The sequence below is a fragment of the Paraburkholderia sp. SECH4 genome, from assembly GCF_030511745.1.
Classification (GTDB): domain Bacteria; phylum Pseudomonadota; class Gammaproteobacteria; order Burkholderiales; family Burkholderiaceae; genus Paraburkholderia; species Paraburkholderia madseniana.
In genome coordinates this window covers 144,855-161,683 of record NZ_JALOCP010000005.1, presented here as the reverse complement: position 1 = coordinate 161,683, position 16,829 = coordinate 144,855, and the positions used below count along the sequence as shown (strand labels likewise).

General features: G+C 62.2%; 16 protein-coding genes. 5 read left to right on the top strand and 11 right to left on the bottom strand.

Annotated elements, in window-relative coordinates:
• Nucleotides 1-20: 20 nt before the first annotated feature.
• Together M0D67_RS09930 and M0D67_RS09925 are read right to left on the bottom strand one after the other, a co-directional pair.
• Complete coding sequence (locus tag M0D67_RS09930; RefSeq protein WP_154560175.1) at nt 21-503, bottom strand: cupin domain-containing protein; 483 nt, start codon at nt 501-503, stop codon at nt 21-23.
• 131 nt (nt 504-634) lie between these two features.
• Nucleotides 635-1,144, bottom strand: a complete 510-nt coding sequence (locus M0D67_RS09925) for a DUF1993 family protein (RefSeq protein ID WP_154560174.1) — start codon at nt 1,142-1,144, stop codon at nt 635-637.
• Between the two features lie 284 nt (nt 1,145-1,428).
• On the opposite strand from M0D67_RS09925, the gene M0D67_RS09920 reads away from it, so the two are divergent.
• The 3 genes from M0D67_RS09920 to M0D67_RS09910 all read left to right on the top strand — a co-directional run bounded on the left by M0D67_RS09920 (nt 1,429) and on the right by M0D67_RS09910 (nt 4,814).
• Nucleotides 1,429-2,718 (top strand): FAD-binding oxidoreductase, encoded by a 1,290-nt coding sequence (locus M0D67_RS09920; RefSeq protein WP_171927950.1) that lies wholly within the window; start codon nt 1,429-1,431, stop codon nt 2,716-2,718.
• A 15-nt stretch (nt 2,719-2,733) separates the two neighbouring features.
• Entirely contained in the window at nt 2,734-3,291 is a 558-nt protein-coding gene (locus tag M0D67_RS09915) for a helix-turn-helix domain-containing protein (protein ID WP_097394205.1), read from the top strand.
• Nucleotides 3,292-3,467: 176 nt separating this feature from the next.
• On the top strand, nt 3,468-4,814 hold the full coding sequence (locus tag M0D67_RS09910) for a glutamine synthetase family protein (RefSeq protein ID WP_266238713.1): 1,347 nt from the start codon (nt 3,468-3,470) through the stop codon (nt 4,812-4,814).
• A gap of 8 nt (nt 4,815-4,822) precedes the next feature.
• On the opposite strand, the gene M0D67_RS09905 is transcribed toward M0D67_RS09910, so the two are convergent.
• Both M0D67_RS09905 and M0D67_RS09900 read right to left on the bottom strand, forming a co-directional pair.
• Complete coding sequence (locus M0D67_RS09905; RefSeq protein ID WP_266238712.1) at nt 4,823-5,683, bottom strand: class I SAM-dependent methyltransferase; 861 nt, start codon at nt 5,681-5,683, stop codon at nt 4,823-4,825.
• 113 nt (nt 5,684-5,796) lie between these two features.
• Nucleotides 5,797-6,576: an SDR family NAD(P)-dependent oxidoreductase gene (locus M0D67_RS09900; protein WP_266238711.1), complete on the bottom strand. Its 780-nt coding sequence runs from the start codon at nt 6,574-6,576 to the stop codon at nt 5,797-5,799.
• A 158-nt stretch (nt 6,577-6,734) separates the two neighbouring features.
• Between M0D67_RS09900 and M0D67_RS09895 the strand changes: the two genes are divergently transcribed.
• Nucleotides 6,735-7,628, top strand: a complete 894-nt coding sequence (locus tag M0D67_RS09895) for an AraC family transcriptional regulator (RefSeq protein ID WP_266238710.1) — start codon at nt 6,735-6,737, stop codon at nt 7,626-7,628.
• Between the two features lie 17 nt (nt 7,629-7,645).
• Here the strand turns inward: M0D67_RS09895 and M0D67_RS09890 are convergent, their stop codons facing one another.
• The 7 genes from M0D67_RS09890 to M0D67_RS09860 form a co-directional block, all read right to left on the bottom strand.
• Nucleotides 7,646-8,548: a metal-dependent hydrolase gene (locus tag M0D67_RS09890; protein WP_266238709.1), complete on the bottom strand. Its 903-nt coding sequence runs from the start codon at nt 8,546-8,548 to the stop codon at nt 7,646-7,648.
• A 28-nt stretch (nt 8,549-8,576) separates the two neighbouring features.
• Nucleotides 8,577-10,376 carry an SDR family oxidoreductase gene (locus M0D67_RS09885; RefSeq protein ID WP_266238708.1) on the bottom strand — a complete coding sequence of 600 codons (1,800 nt, stop codon included), beginning with the start codon at nt 10,374-10,376 and terminating at the stop codon, nt 8,577-8,579.
• Nucleotides 10,377-10,387: 11 nt separating this feature from the next.
• Complete coding sequence (locus tag M0D67_RS09880) at nt 10,388-11,260, bottom strand: M24 family metallopeptidase (RefSeq protein WP_266238707.1); 873 nt, start codon at nt 11,258-11,260, stop codon at nt 10,388-10,390.
• Between the two features lie 338 nt (nt 11,261-11,598).
• Complete coding sequence (locus tag M0D67_RS09875) at nt 11,599-13,389, bottom strand: chloride channel protein (protein ID WP_266238706.1); 1,791 nt, start codon at nt 13,387-13,389, stop codon at nt 11,599-11,601.
• Between the two features lie 6 nt (nt 13,390-13,395).
• Nucleotides 13,396-13,809 (bottom strand): MarR family winged helix-turn-helix transcriptional regulator, encoded by a 414-nt coding sequence (locus M0D67_RS09870; protein ID WP_154560163.1) that lies wholly within the window; start codon nt 13,807-13,809, stop codon nt 13,396-13,398.
• 95 nt (nt 13,810-13,904) lie between these two features.
• Nucleotides 13,905-15,068: an HPP family protein gene (locus tag M0D67_RS09865; protein WP_266238705.1), complete on the bottom strand. Its 1,164-nt coding sequence runs from the start codon at nt 15,066-15,068 to the stop codon at nt 13,905-13,907.
• Between the two features lie 198 nt (nt 15,069-15,266).
• The gene (locus M0D67_RS09860; RefSeq protein WP_302272789.1) at nt 15,267-15,476 is read right to left on the bottom strand and encodes an SDR family NAD(P)-dependent oxidoreductase; all 210 of its coding nucleotides are present in this window, start codon (nt 15,474-15,476) and stop codon (nt 15,267-15,269) included.
• 191 nt (nt 15,477-15,667) lie between these two features.
• On the opposite strand from M0D67_RS09860, the gene M0D67_RS09855 reads away from it, so the two are divergent.
• Nucleotides 15,668-16,522, top strand: a complete 855-nt coding sequence (locus tag M0D67_RS09855) for a helix-turn-helix transcriptional regulator (RefSeq protein ID WP_266238704.1) — start codon at nt 15,668-15,670, stop codon at nt 16,520-16,522.
• Nucleotides 16,523-16,829 lie beyond the last annotated feature (307 nt).

Below are 16,829 nucleotides of genomic sequence, written 5' to 3'. Positions count from 1 at the left end.
CGTCATCCGCGGCGTACCCTTCAGTCCGGCATCCCGTTGTGGTCCCCGATTGGCCTGGTAGGCCAGTCCACCCAGCGGTCCGCGCGGGTCCGTTCGTGCGCTTCGTTGAGCGGATAACGAATGCGGTTGTCGTCGCGCGGACGTTCGCCGATCACCATCAGCCTGACTTCGTCCTTCGTATTGTTGATGAAGGTGTGGCAGATGCCGGTGCCTGACGGAAACGCGACGGAATCGCCTTCAGCAATGGGATGAAGCACGCCGTCGATCCAGACATCGGGCTTGCCTTCGAGCACATACACAAACTCCTGCTCGGTACTTTCGGCGTGCGGATATGACGTGCGCCGGCCGGGCAAAAGCCTCACGTGATGAATGCCAATGCGCGTGATGCCGAGTGCGGCGGATAGCGGCGCGTCGAGCGCCATTTTCTCGGTATCGCCGCGATAGGAATGCGCATCCGGTTCTTCCAGCTCGGTCCAGTGTTTGATGAAATCGGGTCGGCTCATCGATTGTTCTCCTTTGGGGACTACGGTCGATGATAGCGGCTAACTCACTCATAATTCGTCGTTAGCCGGCGACGTGAAAATCCGCTGAAACTACCGCCGACCGCTGGCCCGCCCTGCCCGTGCGTCAACGATCAGTACGATCCCATGTAGTCGCGCTTGCCGATTTCAACGCCGTTGTGGCGCAGAATCGCGTAGGCCGTCGTGACGTGGAAGAAAAACTGGGGCAGACCGTAGTTCTGCAAATAGGCGCTGCCGACCAGCTTCTTCTCTTTCGGCGTGCCCGGACGCAGGACGATTTCCTTGTTCTCGCTACCCTCGAACTGGGCGGCGTCGAGCGTGCCGAGGTGAGCCAACGCTTTGGCGATCAGCGCTTGCAGGTCGGCAAACGTCACCTCAGTGTCGGGCCACGACGGCACTTCTACGCCGGCCAGGCGCGAACTGACGCCCTTGCTGAAATCCGCGGCGATCTGCACCTGGCGCACCAGGGGAAACATATCCGGAAACAGGCGTGCCTGCAGCAGCGCGTTCGGCTCGATGTTCCTTTCGGTGGCATGCGCTTCGGCTTTCTTCAGCACGTCGGACAATGCAGTCAGCATTTGCTTGAAGACGGGAACGGATGCGCTGTAGATGGAACTGGTCATGATCACTCTTTCGGTCGATGTTGGATGCCGGCGCGGAAGATGCCACGCCGGCCGGATGAATAAGCGGGGGAAGGTTACCACCGTCCTGCCGGAAGTGCGGATCCACACGCCTTAGGAGCGGAACAGCAATAGCTGTCTCGCGTTGGCCGAGCACAGCCCGATACGCGTTTCTCCTCCAGTGATTCGATGAAAAGAACGTCGGCATTTTGAGGCGCGCTTGCGCTTGTGAAAAATGAATGGTATTTTTTCATGAAATTTACCGCGATTTTTTCACGAGAGCCAACATGTTCGACCAGTCAGCCGAGCACGTCGCGAGCTACTACGCACGCACCTATCCTGCCCCGATCCCCCTGCGGCCGACGCTGGAAGAGCGCCTCGACACGGAAGTGCTCATCGTCGGCGCGGGGTTCAGCGGCCTGCACACGGCGCTGCGTCTGGCCCTCGCGGGCAAGCGTGTCACGGTGCTCGAAGCCAGCCGGGTCGCCTGGGCAGCGTCCGGGCGCAACGGCGGCCAGGCCCTGCTCGGCTGGTCCTGCGACATGCCTCCGCTAGAGGCAGCGCTAGGTCTGGAACGTGCCCGTCAACTGTGGGACAGCATGCGCTGGGCCGCCGGTGAGATACGTGAGCTGCCGGCGCGGCATGGTTTCGATGCGGACTACCGTGCAGGAAGTCTGTGGGCGGCAGTGCTGCCGCGTCGCACCGCGCTCCTCGAGCAGGCTCAACGGGAAGCCGAGGAAAAGTGGGGTTACGACAAGATGCGCTTCATCCCTCGCGAGGAAATGCCTCAATGGATTGCAAGCGACCGCTACCAGGCGGCGCTCTACGATCCCGAGGCAGGCCATCTGAATCCGCTAAAACTCGCCCAAGGCCTGGCGGCGGCAATCGAACGGGCCGGTGGACGCATCTTCGAGCAAAGCCAGGTGTTGGACTACCGCGAGACGCCCGGCGGTTATGTCGCGCGCACCGAGAAAGGCGAGGTGCGTGCGGACGTGCTGGTACTTGCCTGCAACGCCTATATCGACCGCCTCGACCGCAAACTGTCCAGACGCATGTTGCCTGTTGGCACCTACCAGGTGGCCACGTCGCCGCTGCGGCCGGAGGTGGCCCGTTCGCTGCTGCCGCGCAATAGCTGCGTGATCGACAACCAGTTCGTTCCCGACTACTTCCGCTTAAGTCCTGACAACCGCCTGCTGTTCGGCGGCGGCTGCACCTACGCGGGCGGCATTCCAAAGGATATTGCGGCGGCTACCCGGCCTTACCTGGAGCGCGCATTCCCGCAGCTGCGCGGAGTGGAACTCGAGTTTGCGTGGGGCGGGCATATCGACATCAGCATGAAGCGCACGCCGGATATCGGTCGACAAGGTGAGCGCTACTGGTTGCAAGGCTATTCGGGGCACGGCGTGCTGCCTACGCTCGCCGCCGGCCGGGCGGTCGCCGACGCCATCCTCGGCGACGACGAATTGCTGGACCTGTATCAGGCCATCGACAATCCGCCTTTTCCGGGCGGTGCGCTACTGGCCGCGCCGCTGGAGGTCATTGGCAAGACCTGGTATCGTCTGCGCGACAGAGTCTGAGAGAAGAGGCAGAAGATGAACAAGCAGGAAGAAATTGAAGGTCTCGCGATACTGATTCGGGACCTGCGCAAGCATAAGAAGGTGACGTTGGGCGCGTTGGCCGAAAAGATCGGTCGCTCGGTGGGTTTCCTTTCCCAGATCGAGCGCGGCCTCTCGCGTCCGACCGTAGGCGACCTGACCGCCATCGGCGAGGCGCTCGGTGTGCCCACCACCTATTTTTATAGCCTGAGCAAGCCCCGCGCGCTGCCTTGGGTGACCCGGCCGGATGAACGCCGCACGCTTTATTACGCCGAAGGTGTGACCGACGTGCTGGTGTCGCCGAACATGTCAGCGGGTTTTTCGATGCTGGAAAGCCACCTGGCGCCGGGCGCCAGCAGCGGCGACAAACCGTTGAATGACAGCGACGAGCAAGGTGGCTTCGTCCTGGAAGGCGAGTTGACCATCTGGCTGGACGACGAAGCGCAACCGGCGACGCTCGGCCCCAACGACGGCTTCCAGGTGCCGGCGCACGCGCGGTTCCGCTACGCCAATCTCTCCGACGAACCCACGCGGGTACTTTGGGTGTTCACCTAGGATTCAGGCAGTACGGGACGCAGCAGCGAACGCTGCTCTGAATTTCAATTCGGATGACTAATGGACGGCGTTGTGACTATCGCGTTCCGTTATGTCATCGACTTGCCTACCTTTTTCGACGGTAGCTTTTAACTGAACCTCAATCATCGCGTCTTTTGCGTGAGAAGGACAACAACATGACTTCCCCCAGCGTCGACCTGCTCAGCGAAGTACGCGCCTTCCGCGCGGCGTATCCCGAGGTGCGTTACGTCGACCTCATTTGCCTGGATATCCCCGGGCACTTCTACGGCAAGCGTTATCCCGTGGACATGCTCGAGAAAGTCGCTGCCGGCAGTCTCCTGAAACTACCGCAGAACTGCATTTTGCTCGGTGCGCAGGGTGGCGTGTTCCCGATCGGCGACTATTGCTTCAACGACGGCGACCCGGATGCGCAGCGCCGCCTGATCGCCGGCACCCTCAAGCCCGTGCGATGGGAAAGCCAGCCATTGGGACAGATGCTGATCAGCTCGGACGGCACCGAGGCGCCCATTGAGTTCGAGCCCCGCGAGGTATTGGCGCGCGTGCTGAAACGTTTCGAGCGGCGCGGCATCCGCCCGGTTGTCGCCTTCGAACTGGAGTTTTACCTATTCGACGCCAGGCTGGCGGACGGTCTTCCGCAATTCCCCCGCGACCCGTTCTGCGACGATCCGGACGACCAGTCCAATATGCACATCGAGAGATTGTCGCGCTTCTCCAGTGTGCTCAATGAGATGGTCGACGCGACGCGTGAGCAGGGCGTGGACGCTACCGTGATCACCGCCGAGCTCGGGCCCGGACAGTTCGAGATCAACTTTGGCCACAACGACGACAGTCTGCGCGCCGCCGACTGGGCTGCCCTGTTCTGCCGCAGCACGCGCGGTGTGGCGCTGAAACACGGCTACCGCGCGAGCTTCATGAGCAAGCCATACCTGCACGCGCCGGGCAGCGGCATGCACGTGCATGTAAGTCTCTACGACGAAGCGGGTAACAATCTGCTGGCCACCGACGGCCAGCGCCCACTGCGCCATGCGGTGGCCGGGTGCCTCGCCTTGCTGCCGCATTGCATGCCTGTCTTCGCCGCCAATCACAACGCGTTTCGCCGCTATGGCTGGAAGACGAATGCAGCCAGTCGTGCCAGTTGGGGTTTCGAAGACCGCGACGCCTGCATTCGCATTCCCGAATCGGATGACCGCAACCTGCGTATCGAACACCGCCTGGCGGGCGCCGATGCGAACCCTTATCTGGTACTCGCCGCTATTCTTACCGGCATGGAACACGGGCTGGATGCAGGCCGCGAACCCATCGCGCCGCTCAACGAAGACCGCCAAAGCGGCGTCGACTTTCCGCAAGACATGCTCACGGCCGTCGCCGCGATGCAGAGCCATCCGGTCGTAGGCAAAGGCTTGGGCGAAGAGTTCGTGATGGTCTACTGCGAGAACAAACGGCAGGACCATCTGGATTTCATGAACGAAGTGAATGCGCGGGAATACCGCTGGTTCCTTTAAGCGAGCAGCTAGGTATTCGCTACCAGCAGTTCCTCAGCATTCTTTGGCGGCCGCAGACCATCGGTCCTGCCCATGAAGTAGCGCTCGGTAAGATCGGCCGCCGAGACGTGCCGTGCTTCTCTAAAGCCTGCTTCGCGGGCTAGCGCCAGAATCTCCGGCGGGGTGAAGAAGCTGAGGAATGGAGTCCCGCTCGCGCGTGCGCCCTTCTCCGCCATCTCAAGCCCGGGGCGCACCTCGGGGTCCGCCATCTCCAGCGGCAGCAGGAACGTCATGGCGAGCGTCGATCCCGGGGCGAGGGACGCGACTTCGCGCAGCGTGGCGGCGTTCGCATCTTTGGTGAGATACATGCTGACGCCTGTTGAGACCACGATTGCCGGTTTGCTGTCATCGAAGCCGGCTGTCACGAGCCCGTCTCGCCAGCTTCCCCCCGCCTCGAAATCGACCGGCACGAAACGCAACCAGTCCGGAACGCCGAAGCCGAGTTCGATCAGGCGCTGACGCTTCCATGCCTGAGGACCTGCCTGGTCGACCTCGAACACCTTGAGATGGGATGCGATCTCCGGCCGCCGCTGGGCGAAGCTGTCGAGGCCGGCGCCGAGGATGACGTACTGATCAAGCCCGCGCCCGGCCTGTTCCACGACCAGGTCTTCAATGAAGCGAGCACGCGCCACGATTGAAGCGCGAAAGGGTCGCGTGAATTGAGGATCCATATCCCCGCGGCTGCGCCAGCCCTCCTCCGGGGCCAGCAGCTTAAGGCCGATTACGTCTTCCAGCACGTGCGGCGGCGGGTCGGACTGGACATGGAGAGCACGCCACAGGGCGACTCGCGCTGCTGTGCTGTCTGGCGCTGCATCTTGCTTGTCGGTCATGACTTTCGATCCTCCTGTGGGCGAATGTTGTTGACGTTAACCCATTTCATGCCGACGAGGGCAAGAGGACTTTTTTCATCGACGGTGCGGGATGGACCACGTAATTCTGTCGTTTATAGAGACATGCCGCCCGAGACTTCGATGCGCTGGCCATTGACCCAGCGGTTCTCCTCGGACAGCAGCGACGCGATCATCGGGCCGATGTCGTCGGGCAAGCCCGCACGGCCGAGCGCCGTCCCGTCCGCCACCAGCTTGTTGATCTCGGGATTGTCGCGGACCATGCCGCCGCTGAAGTCCGTGGCGACTGCGCCTGGCGCGACGGTGTTGACTGCAATTCGACGCGGACCGAGCTCCTTCGCGAGATAACGAGTCAGAACCTCGACCGCGCCTTTCATGGACGCATAGGACCCACTGCCTGGAAAGGCGACACGAGTCAGTCCCGAGGAGATATTCACGATGCGGCCACCGTCCTTGATCAACGGCAGAAGCTTTTGCGTCAGGAAAAATACGCCCTTGAAATGGACATGGTAAAGACTGTCCAGCTCTTCCTCGGTTGTCTTGTCGAACGGAGTGTGATTCGAAGTGCCGGCGTTGTTGACGAGGTAGTCGAAACGCTCGGCACCCAACTGCGCAAGCGACGCCCGAACCTGCTCCACGAACGCGTCGAACGTACTCACTTTTCCGGTATCGAGTGGCAGTGCAATGGCTCTTTGCCCCTCCTCTGCCACGAGGCGGACAACCTTGTCGGCTTCCGCCTGATTGGCTCGATAGGTGAATAGTGAACTGACGCCGCGCTTCGCAAGGTTAAGGACCGTATTGCGCCCCAGGCCGCGACTCCCGCCTGTCACGATGGCGATCTTCGAGATGATGTCTGCCGATTGTCCTGCTGTCATTTTTGCGCTCCACGTTAGATGTGTAGACGCAGCTTATTCCGGCCGCTAGCGAGGCTGAATGCCCTAACTGTCCTTCTTCTTGCCTAATCCTGCCCGGGCTCTGCAGCTCGACACGCGAGGCAGTAATATGAGCAAAAGCGGGCTCGGAGGAAGTTCATATGTCAAATGCCTTGGTCGAAGGTGTCAAACGCTACACCGACAATCAAGCCGGGAGCGAGGGCCCGTTCATGACCGCCATCGAGGGCTTGATCATCATCCGGTCGGATCATGAAAAACACCCCTCTCATCTGATCATGAAGCCGGCTCTCTGTGTCGTCGTTCAAGGTGCCAAGTGGACGACATTCGGTGACAGGCGGTACGACTACAGGGCAGGACAAGCCCTGATCGTCAACGTCGAGATGCCGGCGTTCAGCAGGATTGTGAAAGCCAGCCCAACAGAGCCATACCTCGCTATTGCCATGGAGTTCGACCTTGCCATCATGCGCGATGTCATGGCATGTCTCGATACGCCGCCTGCGCCGGAAGACGAACTCGGGCACGGCGTCTTTGTCACCGACATTGACGGCCCGCTCGCTGACTGCATGCTGCGCATGGTGCGTCTCCTCGATACGCCTCACGCTATTCCCATTCTCGCACCCATGATCAAGCGAGAAATCTGCTACTGGTTGCTAACGGGACGTCATGGCAACGAGGTCGCGCGGGTCGTGCTGGCCACCAGCCATGTGCATAAAGTTGTCGCTGCCATCCATGCGTTAAGAGGCCAATTCACCGAGACCGTACGCATCGAGGAGCTGGCCGCCGTGGCACAAATGAGTCCGTCCGCATTCCACAGGCAGTTCAAGGCGCTGACATCGATGACGCCGTTGCAATACCAGAAGCAGCTTCGCCTGCTTGAAGCACGTCACCTGATGGTGGCAGGCAATGCCAATGCCGAAGCGGCGGCCTATCAGGTGGGCTACGAAAGCGCATCGCAATTCAGTCGCGAATACTCGCGCATGTTTGGCGCGCCGCCCCGACGTGACATAGAGGCTTTGAAAACGGCAACGACCTAGTGTTTCATGCTGCCGTCTCAATTCGCATCGCGCACCCAGTTGCCTCCATGCGCCGCGGCCTGCGCAGCGGGCGAGGTGGCAAGATAAGCGAGCGCCTGCTCGGTCGAGCCTTCGTGATGCGGCGTATAACGCGGATTGAAATAGCGTAACGCTGCCGCGATCATCTTCCAGAACGACGGCAGGCAACCGCGCCGCGCCCCGGCGCGCCAGGCGAGGATAAAACCCCGGTACGCGCCGGCGTCGGGATCGCGCCGGTGCATGAAGCGCGCGCCGTGCGTGAGAAAGTACAGTAGGAGCATGACCGTCGACAGCATGTGGAAACAGCGTTCGAAGTAGGTCCCGCCCATATGCCGGAAGATGTCGAATGCTACGGTGCGATGCTCCACTTCCTCCGCACCGTGCCAGCGCAGCAGGTCGAGCATGGTTGGGTCGGCATGAGCGGCATCGAGGCCGTTGGCATTGAGCACCCAATTGCCGAGATAACCGAAAAAGTGTTCCAGCGCGGCGATGACGCCCAGTTGCTGGCGCAGCCAGAAGCGCGTTTTGCCGATCTTCAGTCCGAGCGGTTGCTCGCCGAGCAGCTTGCCGAACAGCCAGTCGAGTTTCTTTGTGAAAGGCTGCGTATCGATGCCGTGAGCCTTGTAGTAGTGCGTGAGCACACCGCCGTGCGAGCGCGAATGCACCGCTTCCTGCCTGAGAAACCCCTCGGCGTCGTCGCGCAGCGCCGGGTCGGCGATCAGCGGCAGCGCCTTGTTGTACACGCGGCAGAACCATAGTTCGCCGGCGGGGAACAGCAGGTTCAGCACATTAATGATGTGCGTGCTCGACGGGTCACCGGGAATCCACTGGATCGGTGTTTGACTCCAGTCGAATTTCACATGGCGTGCCCTGATTTTGTATTGAGTGTGCTCTTGGGTCATGACGGTCTCCGGCATCCGGTGGGTGAGATCAACGCGGCACCATGCTGATGCGAGCGATCATGCGGCTGAGCCCAGGCATGTAGCGCGAGATGAAACGCATTGAATGCGCCTCGATGCCGATGGCGACCACTGGCTTGTTGCGCAATACCGCGCGGAGCGCGGCTTTCGCGACCGTCTCGGGTTGCAGGCCGCGCAACTGGTAAAGCTTGGTGGCTTTCTGGCGCATGCGGTCCTGCTCCTGAGCGTTGGCGCCGACATACTGGGTCGAGGCCATGATTCCGGTTTCGGCGAACCCCGGGCAGATTGCGCTGACGCCGATACCGTGCGCGCCGAGTTCTCCGCGCATGCACTCGCTAAGCATCAACACGGCAGCTTTGGTGGTCGCGTAGGCCGGCAGGTCGCGCGAAGGGGCGAACGCCGCGGCTGATGCGGTGTTGATGATGTGACCGCCGTTGCCGCGCTTCACCATCTGTCGGGCGAACAGGCGAGAGCCGTGAATCACGCCCCACAGGTTGACGTGAAGAATGCGTTCCCAGTCTTGTGCCGAAGTGTCGAGCACGCCGCCTGCCATGCCAATGCCGGCATTGCTGACCACAATGTCGGCGCCGCCGAGGTCACTCCCGACCCAATCCGCCAGCGCTTCCATCTGTTCGACGCTGCCGACGTCGGCCTTGCGTGCGTACGCCTGGCAGCCTGACAACCTGGCCAGGGTAGCCGTGCGCTCCGCGCTTGCAGTGTCGATATCGACCGCAACCACTGCGGCGCCCTGCTTCGCGAATTCCAGTGCAATGCATCGCCCGATGCCGCTGCCCGCGCCCGTCACGACCGCGAGCTTGCCGCTGAGCGGTTTGCGTGCGGCGTCCATACGGACGCGTTGCAGCGTGTCCGGTTCGGCGCCGCCTTCAGTGTGATCGACGAGCTCACGCACCATCCGGGCCATCTGTTCAGGGTGCGTGACCGGTAGCCAGTGCCGCGCAGTCAGCTCACGGCGCCAATACTGCGGCACCCATCGCGAAAGATCTTCGGACAAGGCCGGGCTGACGTATTTGTCCAGCGTCGGCACGATCACCTGGACCGGCGCGTGGGCGTAGCGCTTGCGCGGCGTGAACAGGCAGCGGATGAAGTTGGCTCGATACAGCGAGACGCCGCGCACGCCGTCCTGCGTTTGCGTCGGGCGCGGCGCGATCTGCGTCTTTTCCACACGACGCAATACACGCGGCCACGCGCGGCCGAGCCACACGCGCCAGGTCAAGCCTGGCAGCACCGGCAAATGGAACAGCAGCACATACCAGGAGCGCACCAGTTGACCCAATAGCTTGCCGATCGAACGCGGCGTGGGACGCAGCAAGCGTGCTCGGATCCAGTAAGCGACGTGGTCGAGGCAAGGGCCCGAGCACGACGTGTACGACGCAATGCGCCCGCGCAAGCGCTCTTCGGTGACGAACTCCCAGCCCTGGATCGAACCCCAGTCGTGCGCGACCAGATGGACGGCGCGATCGGGGCTCACGGCGTCGATGACGGCGATGAAGTCGTCGGTGAGTTTTCCCAGACGGTAAGCGGCCGTCCCTTTAGGCGCGGTGGACTGCCCTGCACCGCGAACATCGTAGGCAATCACATGGAAATCGTGTGCCAGCAATCCGGCCACAGTGTCCCAGACTTCGCTGTTGTCGGGGTAGCCATGTACTAACACCACGGTCGGCCGGGCGGGGTCACCCCATGCCCTGGCGGCAAGCGTCACGTCGCCCGAGCTCACCGTGAATTCGGTGCGGCGCGTGGCGGGTGGCGCCTCGTACAGCGTAGGCGATATCGGTTCGGTTAGAAGTTGCATGTGCGCCTCCGTCATGCCGCGGCCAACGCCCGCCCGCGCTGCGCCCAACGGCGCACATGCGGCAGGTCGTCGTCGAGCCAGTAGGCGTCGTCATCGGTGATGACCAGCAACTCTTCGAATTTGGCGCCCACACCCTGAAAGCCGAGATGCGGCTCGACGGCCCATAGACCAGGCGTCGGCGCATGATCGGAGCGGCGATCGATCGACCATAACGGCGACCAGCCCTCCTTCCTGCCCGCGCTGACCTGGTCGAGGACGAGGTTGCGCGTGGCGTTCAGGCCGAAACGCGCCACGAAACGCGGCTTGGCGGGCTGGTTCAGCTTCGCGACACGATGCGCGAGCACCTTGAACGGATAGGCCTTGTGGCGCGGCTCGACGCCCTGTTTTCTGCACAACAGGTCGACCGCGCGCGCCACATCGGCAAGCGTCTGCCGTTGCTTCACCATGCTGACGATCAACTCGCGGTGTTCGGCCAGGTCGTCTTTCAGCTGTTCGAGCGTGGGATTCGTGCCGACGCAGGTGGCGTAGCCGACATCGGCGATCACACCGTTCAACACTGGCGCCACGTCGAGAATGACCGGCATGTTTTCTTCCAGCCGACGCGAACTCGGGAAGAATGCCAGGTTAAAACCGGCCATGTGCGACAGCCCGGAAAAACCTTCAAAGGCGGTACGGTCGCCAAACCAGGCGAAGGGTTTGTGCAGCCAGTCGCGCACGCCGTGATCCTGCAGCCATTCGGTCAACAGCCGGGCGGCGTCTTTTTCCGTCATGCCAGGCTGGAGCAATTCGCCGACGCTCTCGACGCAGCGATAGGCCAACTGCTGGACTTCGCGGAACTGCGCCAGTTCTTCCACGTCGACGTGTGGAATGGACTTGTCACCCATACATGCCTCCCGAATATGCTGTCGACGGGGGTGCGGCCGCCCGTCACGATGACATTTATTATTGTTACATTGAATGATGTAACGATTGGATCGTACACCACCCTGGGCGCTCGTCCACTGGTTGTTTTCCCTGGGGGCTGGTTGGGGAATGCGGGATGGGAGGCGTGGAGGCCGTCCGATTAGCCAAAGGTGCGGATGCCTGAACTCAGTCAGGCACCGACTCCGGCATCAGCCGTGTGGCGCGGGGATGCGGTGGCAGACAAGCCGGAGCGCTGTTTGCTCTTTGGCAAACGGCGCATCTGTTCCGGTTGTTGAGCGGCTGCTGATCGGCCGTTGACTTAAGGAACCGGCGGGAAGTGCCGCTTGCCGGCGTGAATTGGCAAACGCCGGAAGCGTTCTTTCTTATGCTCTTCGTCGAAGTGGGCAAGAGACGGCTTGACCAGATCGCTGCGCGACACAATGCCGACCAGTTGCAACGTTTCGGAGTCCGTGACTACAGGCAAGCGTTCGAGACCGTGTACCGCGAGCCGCGTTGCGACGAGCCGGCAGGTTTCGCTCGGCAATGCAAATGCGGGGGAACGGTGGGGCAATACGTCAGCGAGGCGCGACTCGAGCGCATCCACTGGCTCGTCATCGCGAATTTTTTCCAGTAGCGCGCGATCGACGACGCCCACCAGCACGCCATGCCGCACGACCGGATAAGCACGATGTGTCTGCGTCGTGCCGAAGAACATTGCTAGCGCTTCGCCCACGGACATATCGCCATCGATTGTCTCGACAGTACGCGACATCACCTCGTCGACGTGGTGACGCTCAAGCGGATCGACGCCGTATTCCCGGTAAATGTGATAACCGCGCCGGGCAATCTTCTCGGTCATGATGGAGCGCTTCATGACGACCGTTGCAAACCCGTGCGCGATCAGCGTCGCGGCGAGCAGCGGCAGCAATGCGTTGCTGTCGTGCGTGAGGCCGAACGCGAACACGATTGCGGTCAACGGCGCGCCCAGCGTGGCGCCGAGCGTGGCCGCCATGCAGACGAGCGGCCACAGGGCAGGTTCGCCGCCCGGCAACACGTGACCGAGCACGACACCGAGCCCCGCACCCAGCATGAGCAACGGCGCCAGGACGCCGCCTGAGGTGCCCGAGCCCAACGCCACGACCCAGATGATCGCCTTCACGATCAGGATCGCCAGCGCGAGCTGGATTGCAATGTGCTGACGCAACAGGTCGCCGATCACGTCGTAGCCGACGCCCAGCGCGCGAGGTTCGAGAAAGCCGCCGATGCCGACGACGAGACCGCCGAGCGCGGGCCACCACATCCAATGGATGGGCAGCTTGCCGAACAGGTCTTCGGTCTTGTACAACGCGGCTGACAGACCCGACGCGAGCGCACCGGACAGCAGGCCTGCAATGACGCACGAAACCAACGACAGCGCGCCGGGAGGCGCAGTCTCAAGCGGAAACAGCGGCCCCGTGCCGAAGAACACCGCGCGCGCAAAACCCGCGACTGCACACGCAAGGGCGACCGGCAGAAAACTGCGCGGACGCCATTCGAACAGCAGCAGTTCGACCGCCAGCAGCACGGCCGCCACCGGTGTGCCGAAGACCGCCGTCATGCCCGCCGCTGCGCCGGCAACCAGCAGCGTCTTGCGTTCCGCGGACGTGACCTTCACGCACTGCGCGATCAGCGACCCCAACGCGCCGCCTGTCATGATGATTGGGCCTTCCGCACCGAACGGCCCGCCACTGCCGATCACAATGCCGGACGACAGCGGTTTGAGAATCGCCACTTTCGGCGACATGCGGCTCTTGCCGAACAGGATGGCTTCGATCGCTTCGGGAATGCCATGCCCACGGATCTTTTCCGAACCGTAACGGGCCATGAAACCGACGATGAGACCGCCGATCACCGGGATGATCACCACCCAGATACCCAGCGTGTTGAGGGCCGGGGGGCGGTCCGCAAACGAAAATTCCTGAAAGAAAAACAGATTGGTGAACAGATGAATCAGGCTCAGCAGCACGAACGCTGCAAGCGTGCTGAGCGCACCAATTCCCGCGGCGAGCGCGGAAACGCCGGGAAGCCGCGCGTTGGTGGAAAAGTCACGCTTATGGGTATCGAGGCTCATGCTGACTCAAACATCGATCTGGGGAACATTGAACGTGCCTTTGAGCGACTTCAGTTCGGCACGGTGCATCTCGGCGAGACGGGCCAGCACCTGCTCGCCCGCTTTCAACAAATGAACCTCGACCTGGCGACGGTCCGTCTCACTGACCTTTCTGCGAACCAGTTCGAGCGCCTCACAGCGCGACACGAGCGCGACCACGCCGTGATGCTGCGCCTGAAGCCGTTCCGCAAGCTCGCCGACGGTCGCCCAGTCACGCTCCGGATAACCCTTGATATGCAGGAGCAACAGATATTGCAACGGTGTGATGCCTTCACCCTGGGCGGCCTGCTCAGAAAAACGCTCGAAGCGGCGCATCTGGTAGCGAAACTCGGACAGTTGCTCGAAGTTCGCCTTGGTCAAGCCGCGAGTGAGTGTTTTCATCGGAGTGCCGTCGAGAAATAGGTGAAGCGCGAATTATATCATGTCGTGATATTTATGCATGTACTCATGCGCAAGTGCCTGCGATAGTGCTATTGCTATGCCGCGTGCCGCTGCCTGGCGTAAGCCTGGCGATAGAGTCCCGCGATGAGGCCGGCCTGCGTGATCATTCCCGCAAGCCGCTGATTCGAGTCCAGAACCGGGATGTGGTGGTGCCCATAGTTCGCGAACACCGGCACCAGTTCGACGATCGGTGTCGCCGCGTCGACTGTGTGAACGTCAACGTTCATCAACGCACCGACGAGCGGCGCCGGGGTGATGCTGCGCCGGAACCAGCGTTGCATGGGGGACGACAAACCGATCCCTTTGCTGACCGCCCGTTTGTCGACAAGGTCGGCACGGGTCACGATGCCGATTACGTGCTGCCTCTCGTCAGTGACCGGAAGTGCTTTGATATGGCGCTGTTTCAGCAGACTCCATGCGGCCGACGCTCTCGTGTTCGCCGACACGGCGACCAGCGAACGCGACATGATGTCCTCGCAGGTCAGCTCATTGAACGTGCGGGCGTAGGCCTGCAACTGAACGTCGCGCAGGAGGGATTCCAGATCGTCCGTATCGATGTCGAGCAATTCCCCGCGGCGGTTCAGCACCGCCTCGAGGTCCGCGCGCGTGAAACCTTCGTTCGCAGCCGCAGCCGATGCGGCCGCACCTTTGCCGGAACTCTGCGCGACGTGCGGGTATCGATGCCCGGTTGCAGCGTGGTAGACGATAGCCGCGCACAGCAGCATCACCGTCTGGATCGCAATCGGTTCTGCCACAAAGCGGTAGCCCAGCGCATGCACGGCCGGACCACCGAGGACCGCGGTCAAGGCGACCGCGCCCGACGGGGGATGAACACACCGCAACGCAAACATCGCACAGATCGCCAGCGAGACGGCCAAGGCGGCGGCGCCGACCGGATCGGTGATCCAGCTTGCGCAGGCAACGCCGACCGTCGCGGAGACGATATTGCCGCCGATGATGGACCACGGTTGCGCAAGCGGACTGGCGGGCACCGCGAACAGCAGCACGGCCGAAGCGCCCATTGGCGCAACCAGGAGTGGAATGTTTGCTGCCGGTCCGAGAAGAACGTGCATTGTCCCGCCGGTGAACGCAATCCCCAGCAATGCGCCGAGACACGATCTCAGGCGTTCCGGCCACCGGACGGCGATGGGATGGGGAGCGAAGCTGGAAAGCCAGCGGATGAGAGCGTAGCGGGACAAGGTTTAGATGGGAAAGTTGGCGAGTATCACGTGGGACGGAACTGCACCTCAAGGTGCAAATCCTCACGAAATGAAAGAACGTATCGCCAGCATTATATCTTGTTGTGATATAAAAATCCGTTGCGAGTCGCCGCGACCCGATGGAACCGGCCTGGCCACGCGGATGCCGCGCCCCGCTCCGATGCGCGGGATCCGGATTTACCGCGCGGAGCAGGCTTCGCCGCCCGGGGCGCAGAGCGCGTCTGCCTCTGCGGTCGCGTCTGTTACGTCGGCAAGCACCACCTTCGCTCCCTCGGCCACGAACCTTTCCGCTATTGCATATCCGATGCCCCGTTGGGCACCCGTAATCAAGGCGACGCGGTCTTTCAGTCTCATGTCGTTCTCTCGCTTGAACAGGGCGAGCGTCATGGTATCAGCCGAGGTCGCCCTGATTCTCCGAGGCAGTTGAGGCCGTCCCCCACGTAAGCCGAGACGCCCTTCTCGCGCGCGATGCCGATGTGAAACTCCCCCAAATCCGATTGATTGCGAGCAACGTACGAGGCAAAATCATCCTGTTAAATTGGTGACACTATCCGGGTATACGTCTTAACAGATTAAGCATGGCCCAAGTGAACGACGACGAAAGCAGCAACCGGCTCGGCAACTATCTGAAGAACCGGCGGACCAAGCTCGATCCCGCGTCCTTCGGCATTTCCGGTGGCCGGCGGCGCACGGCCGGACTACGCCGCGAAGAGGTGGCGCAGCGCGCCAATATCAGCGCGGCCTGGTACACGTGGCTGGAACAGGGGCGCGGCGGCAATCCGTCAGCGGATGTGCTGGACCGCATTGCGAAGGCACTCATGCTGACCGAAGTCGAGCGCGAACACGTGTTCCTGCTCGGCCTCGGCCATCCGCCCGAAGTCCGTTATCGCGGCGGTGACGCGATAACGCCACGACTGCAGCGCCTGCTCGATGCACTGCCCTACAGTCCGGCAATCGTCAGGACTGCGACGTGGGATGTGGTTGCCTGGAACCGCGCCGCCGCGACCGTGCTCACCGACTACGGCTCCCTGCCCCCCGAACAACGCAACGTCCTGCGCATGATCTTCTGCGATCCCCGCGTCCGTGCCGCTCAGTTCGATTGGACAAGCGTGGCCCGCTTCGTGGTGGGCGCCTTCCGGATCGATGCCGCGCGCGCAGGCGCCGACGCCGAGGTGGCGCCGCTCGTCGACGAACTGTGCCGCTCGAGTCCCGAGTTCGCCGCCATGTGGCGGGACAATGAAGTGCGGACCCACGGCGAGGGGGTCAAGCGCCTGCGCCACCCCGTGCTGGGGCCGATCTCGCTGGAGTACTCATCCTTCGCAGTCGACGGGCGGCCGGATCTTCAGATGATCGTCTATAACCCGGCGACACCGGTCGATCAGGAGCGGATCAGATCCCTGATCGAAGACAAGCAGGCAGTCGCAGCGAAGTGAGCCCGAGGCACCCTCGAAGCACGCGGCATGGAAGTCTTTGCGCCGGCACGGATCTAAACGCGCGTTTCCAACGCGCGCCTCAATATATCGGACTCCATATGATGACAACGCCGCCTTTTGTCTGAACTATTTGCGCAGCACGACGTGTAACGGCGAGGTTACGTTCGATGTGATGGGAACACGTAACACCTGGGACGTAACACGCGCCACACGATGCCGTCACTGCACTCTCCATCTCACCCGATCTGCCCCGTCCAGCAAGACCTTCGTCGCCGCACGCCACTCAATTTCAGCACCGCCCGTGCGC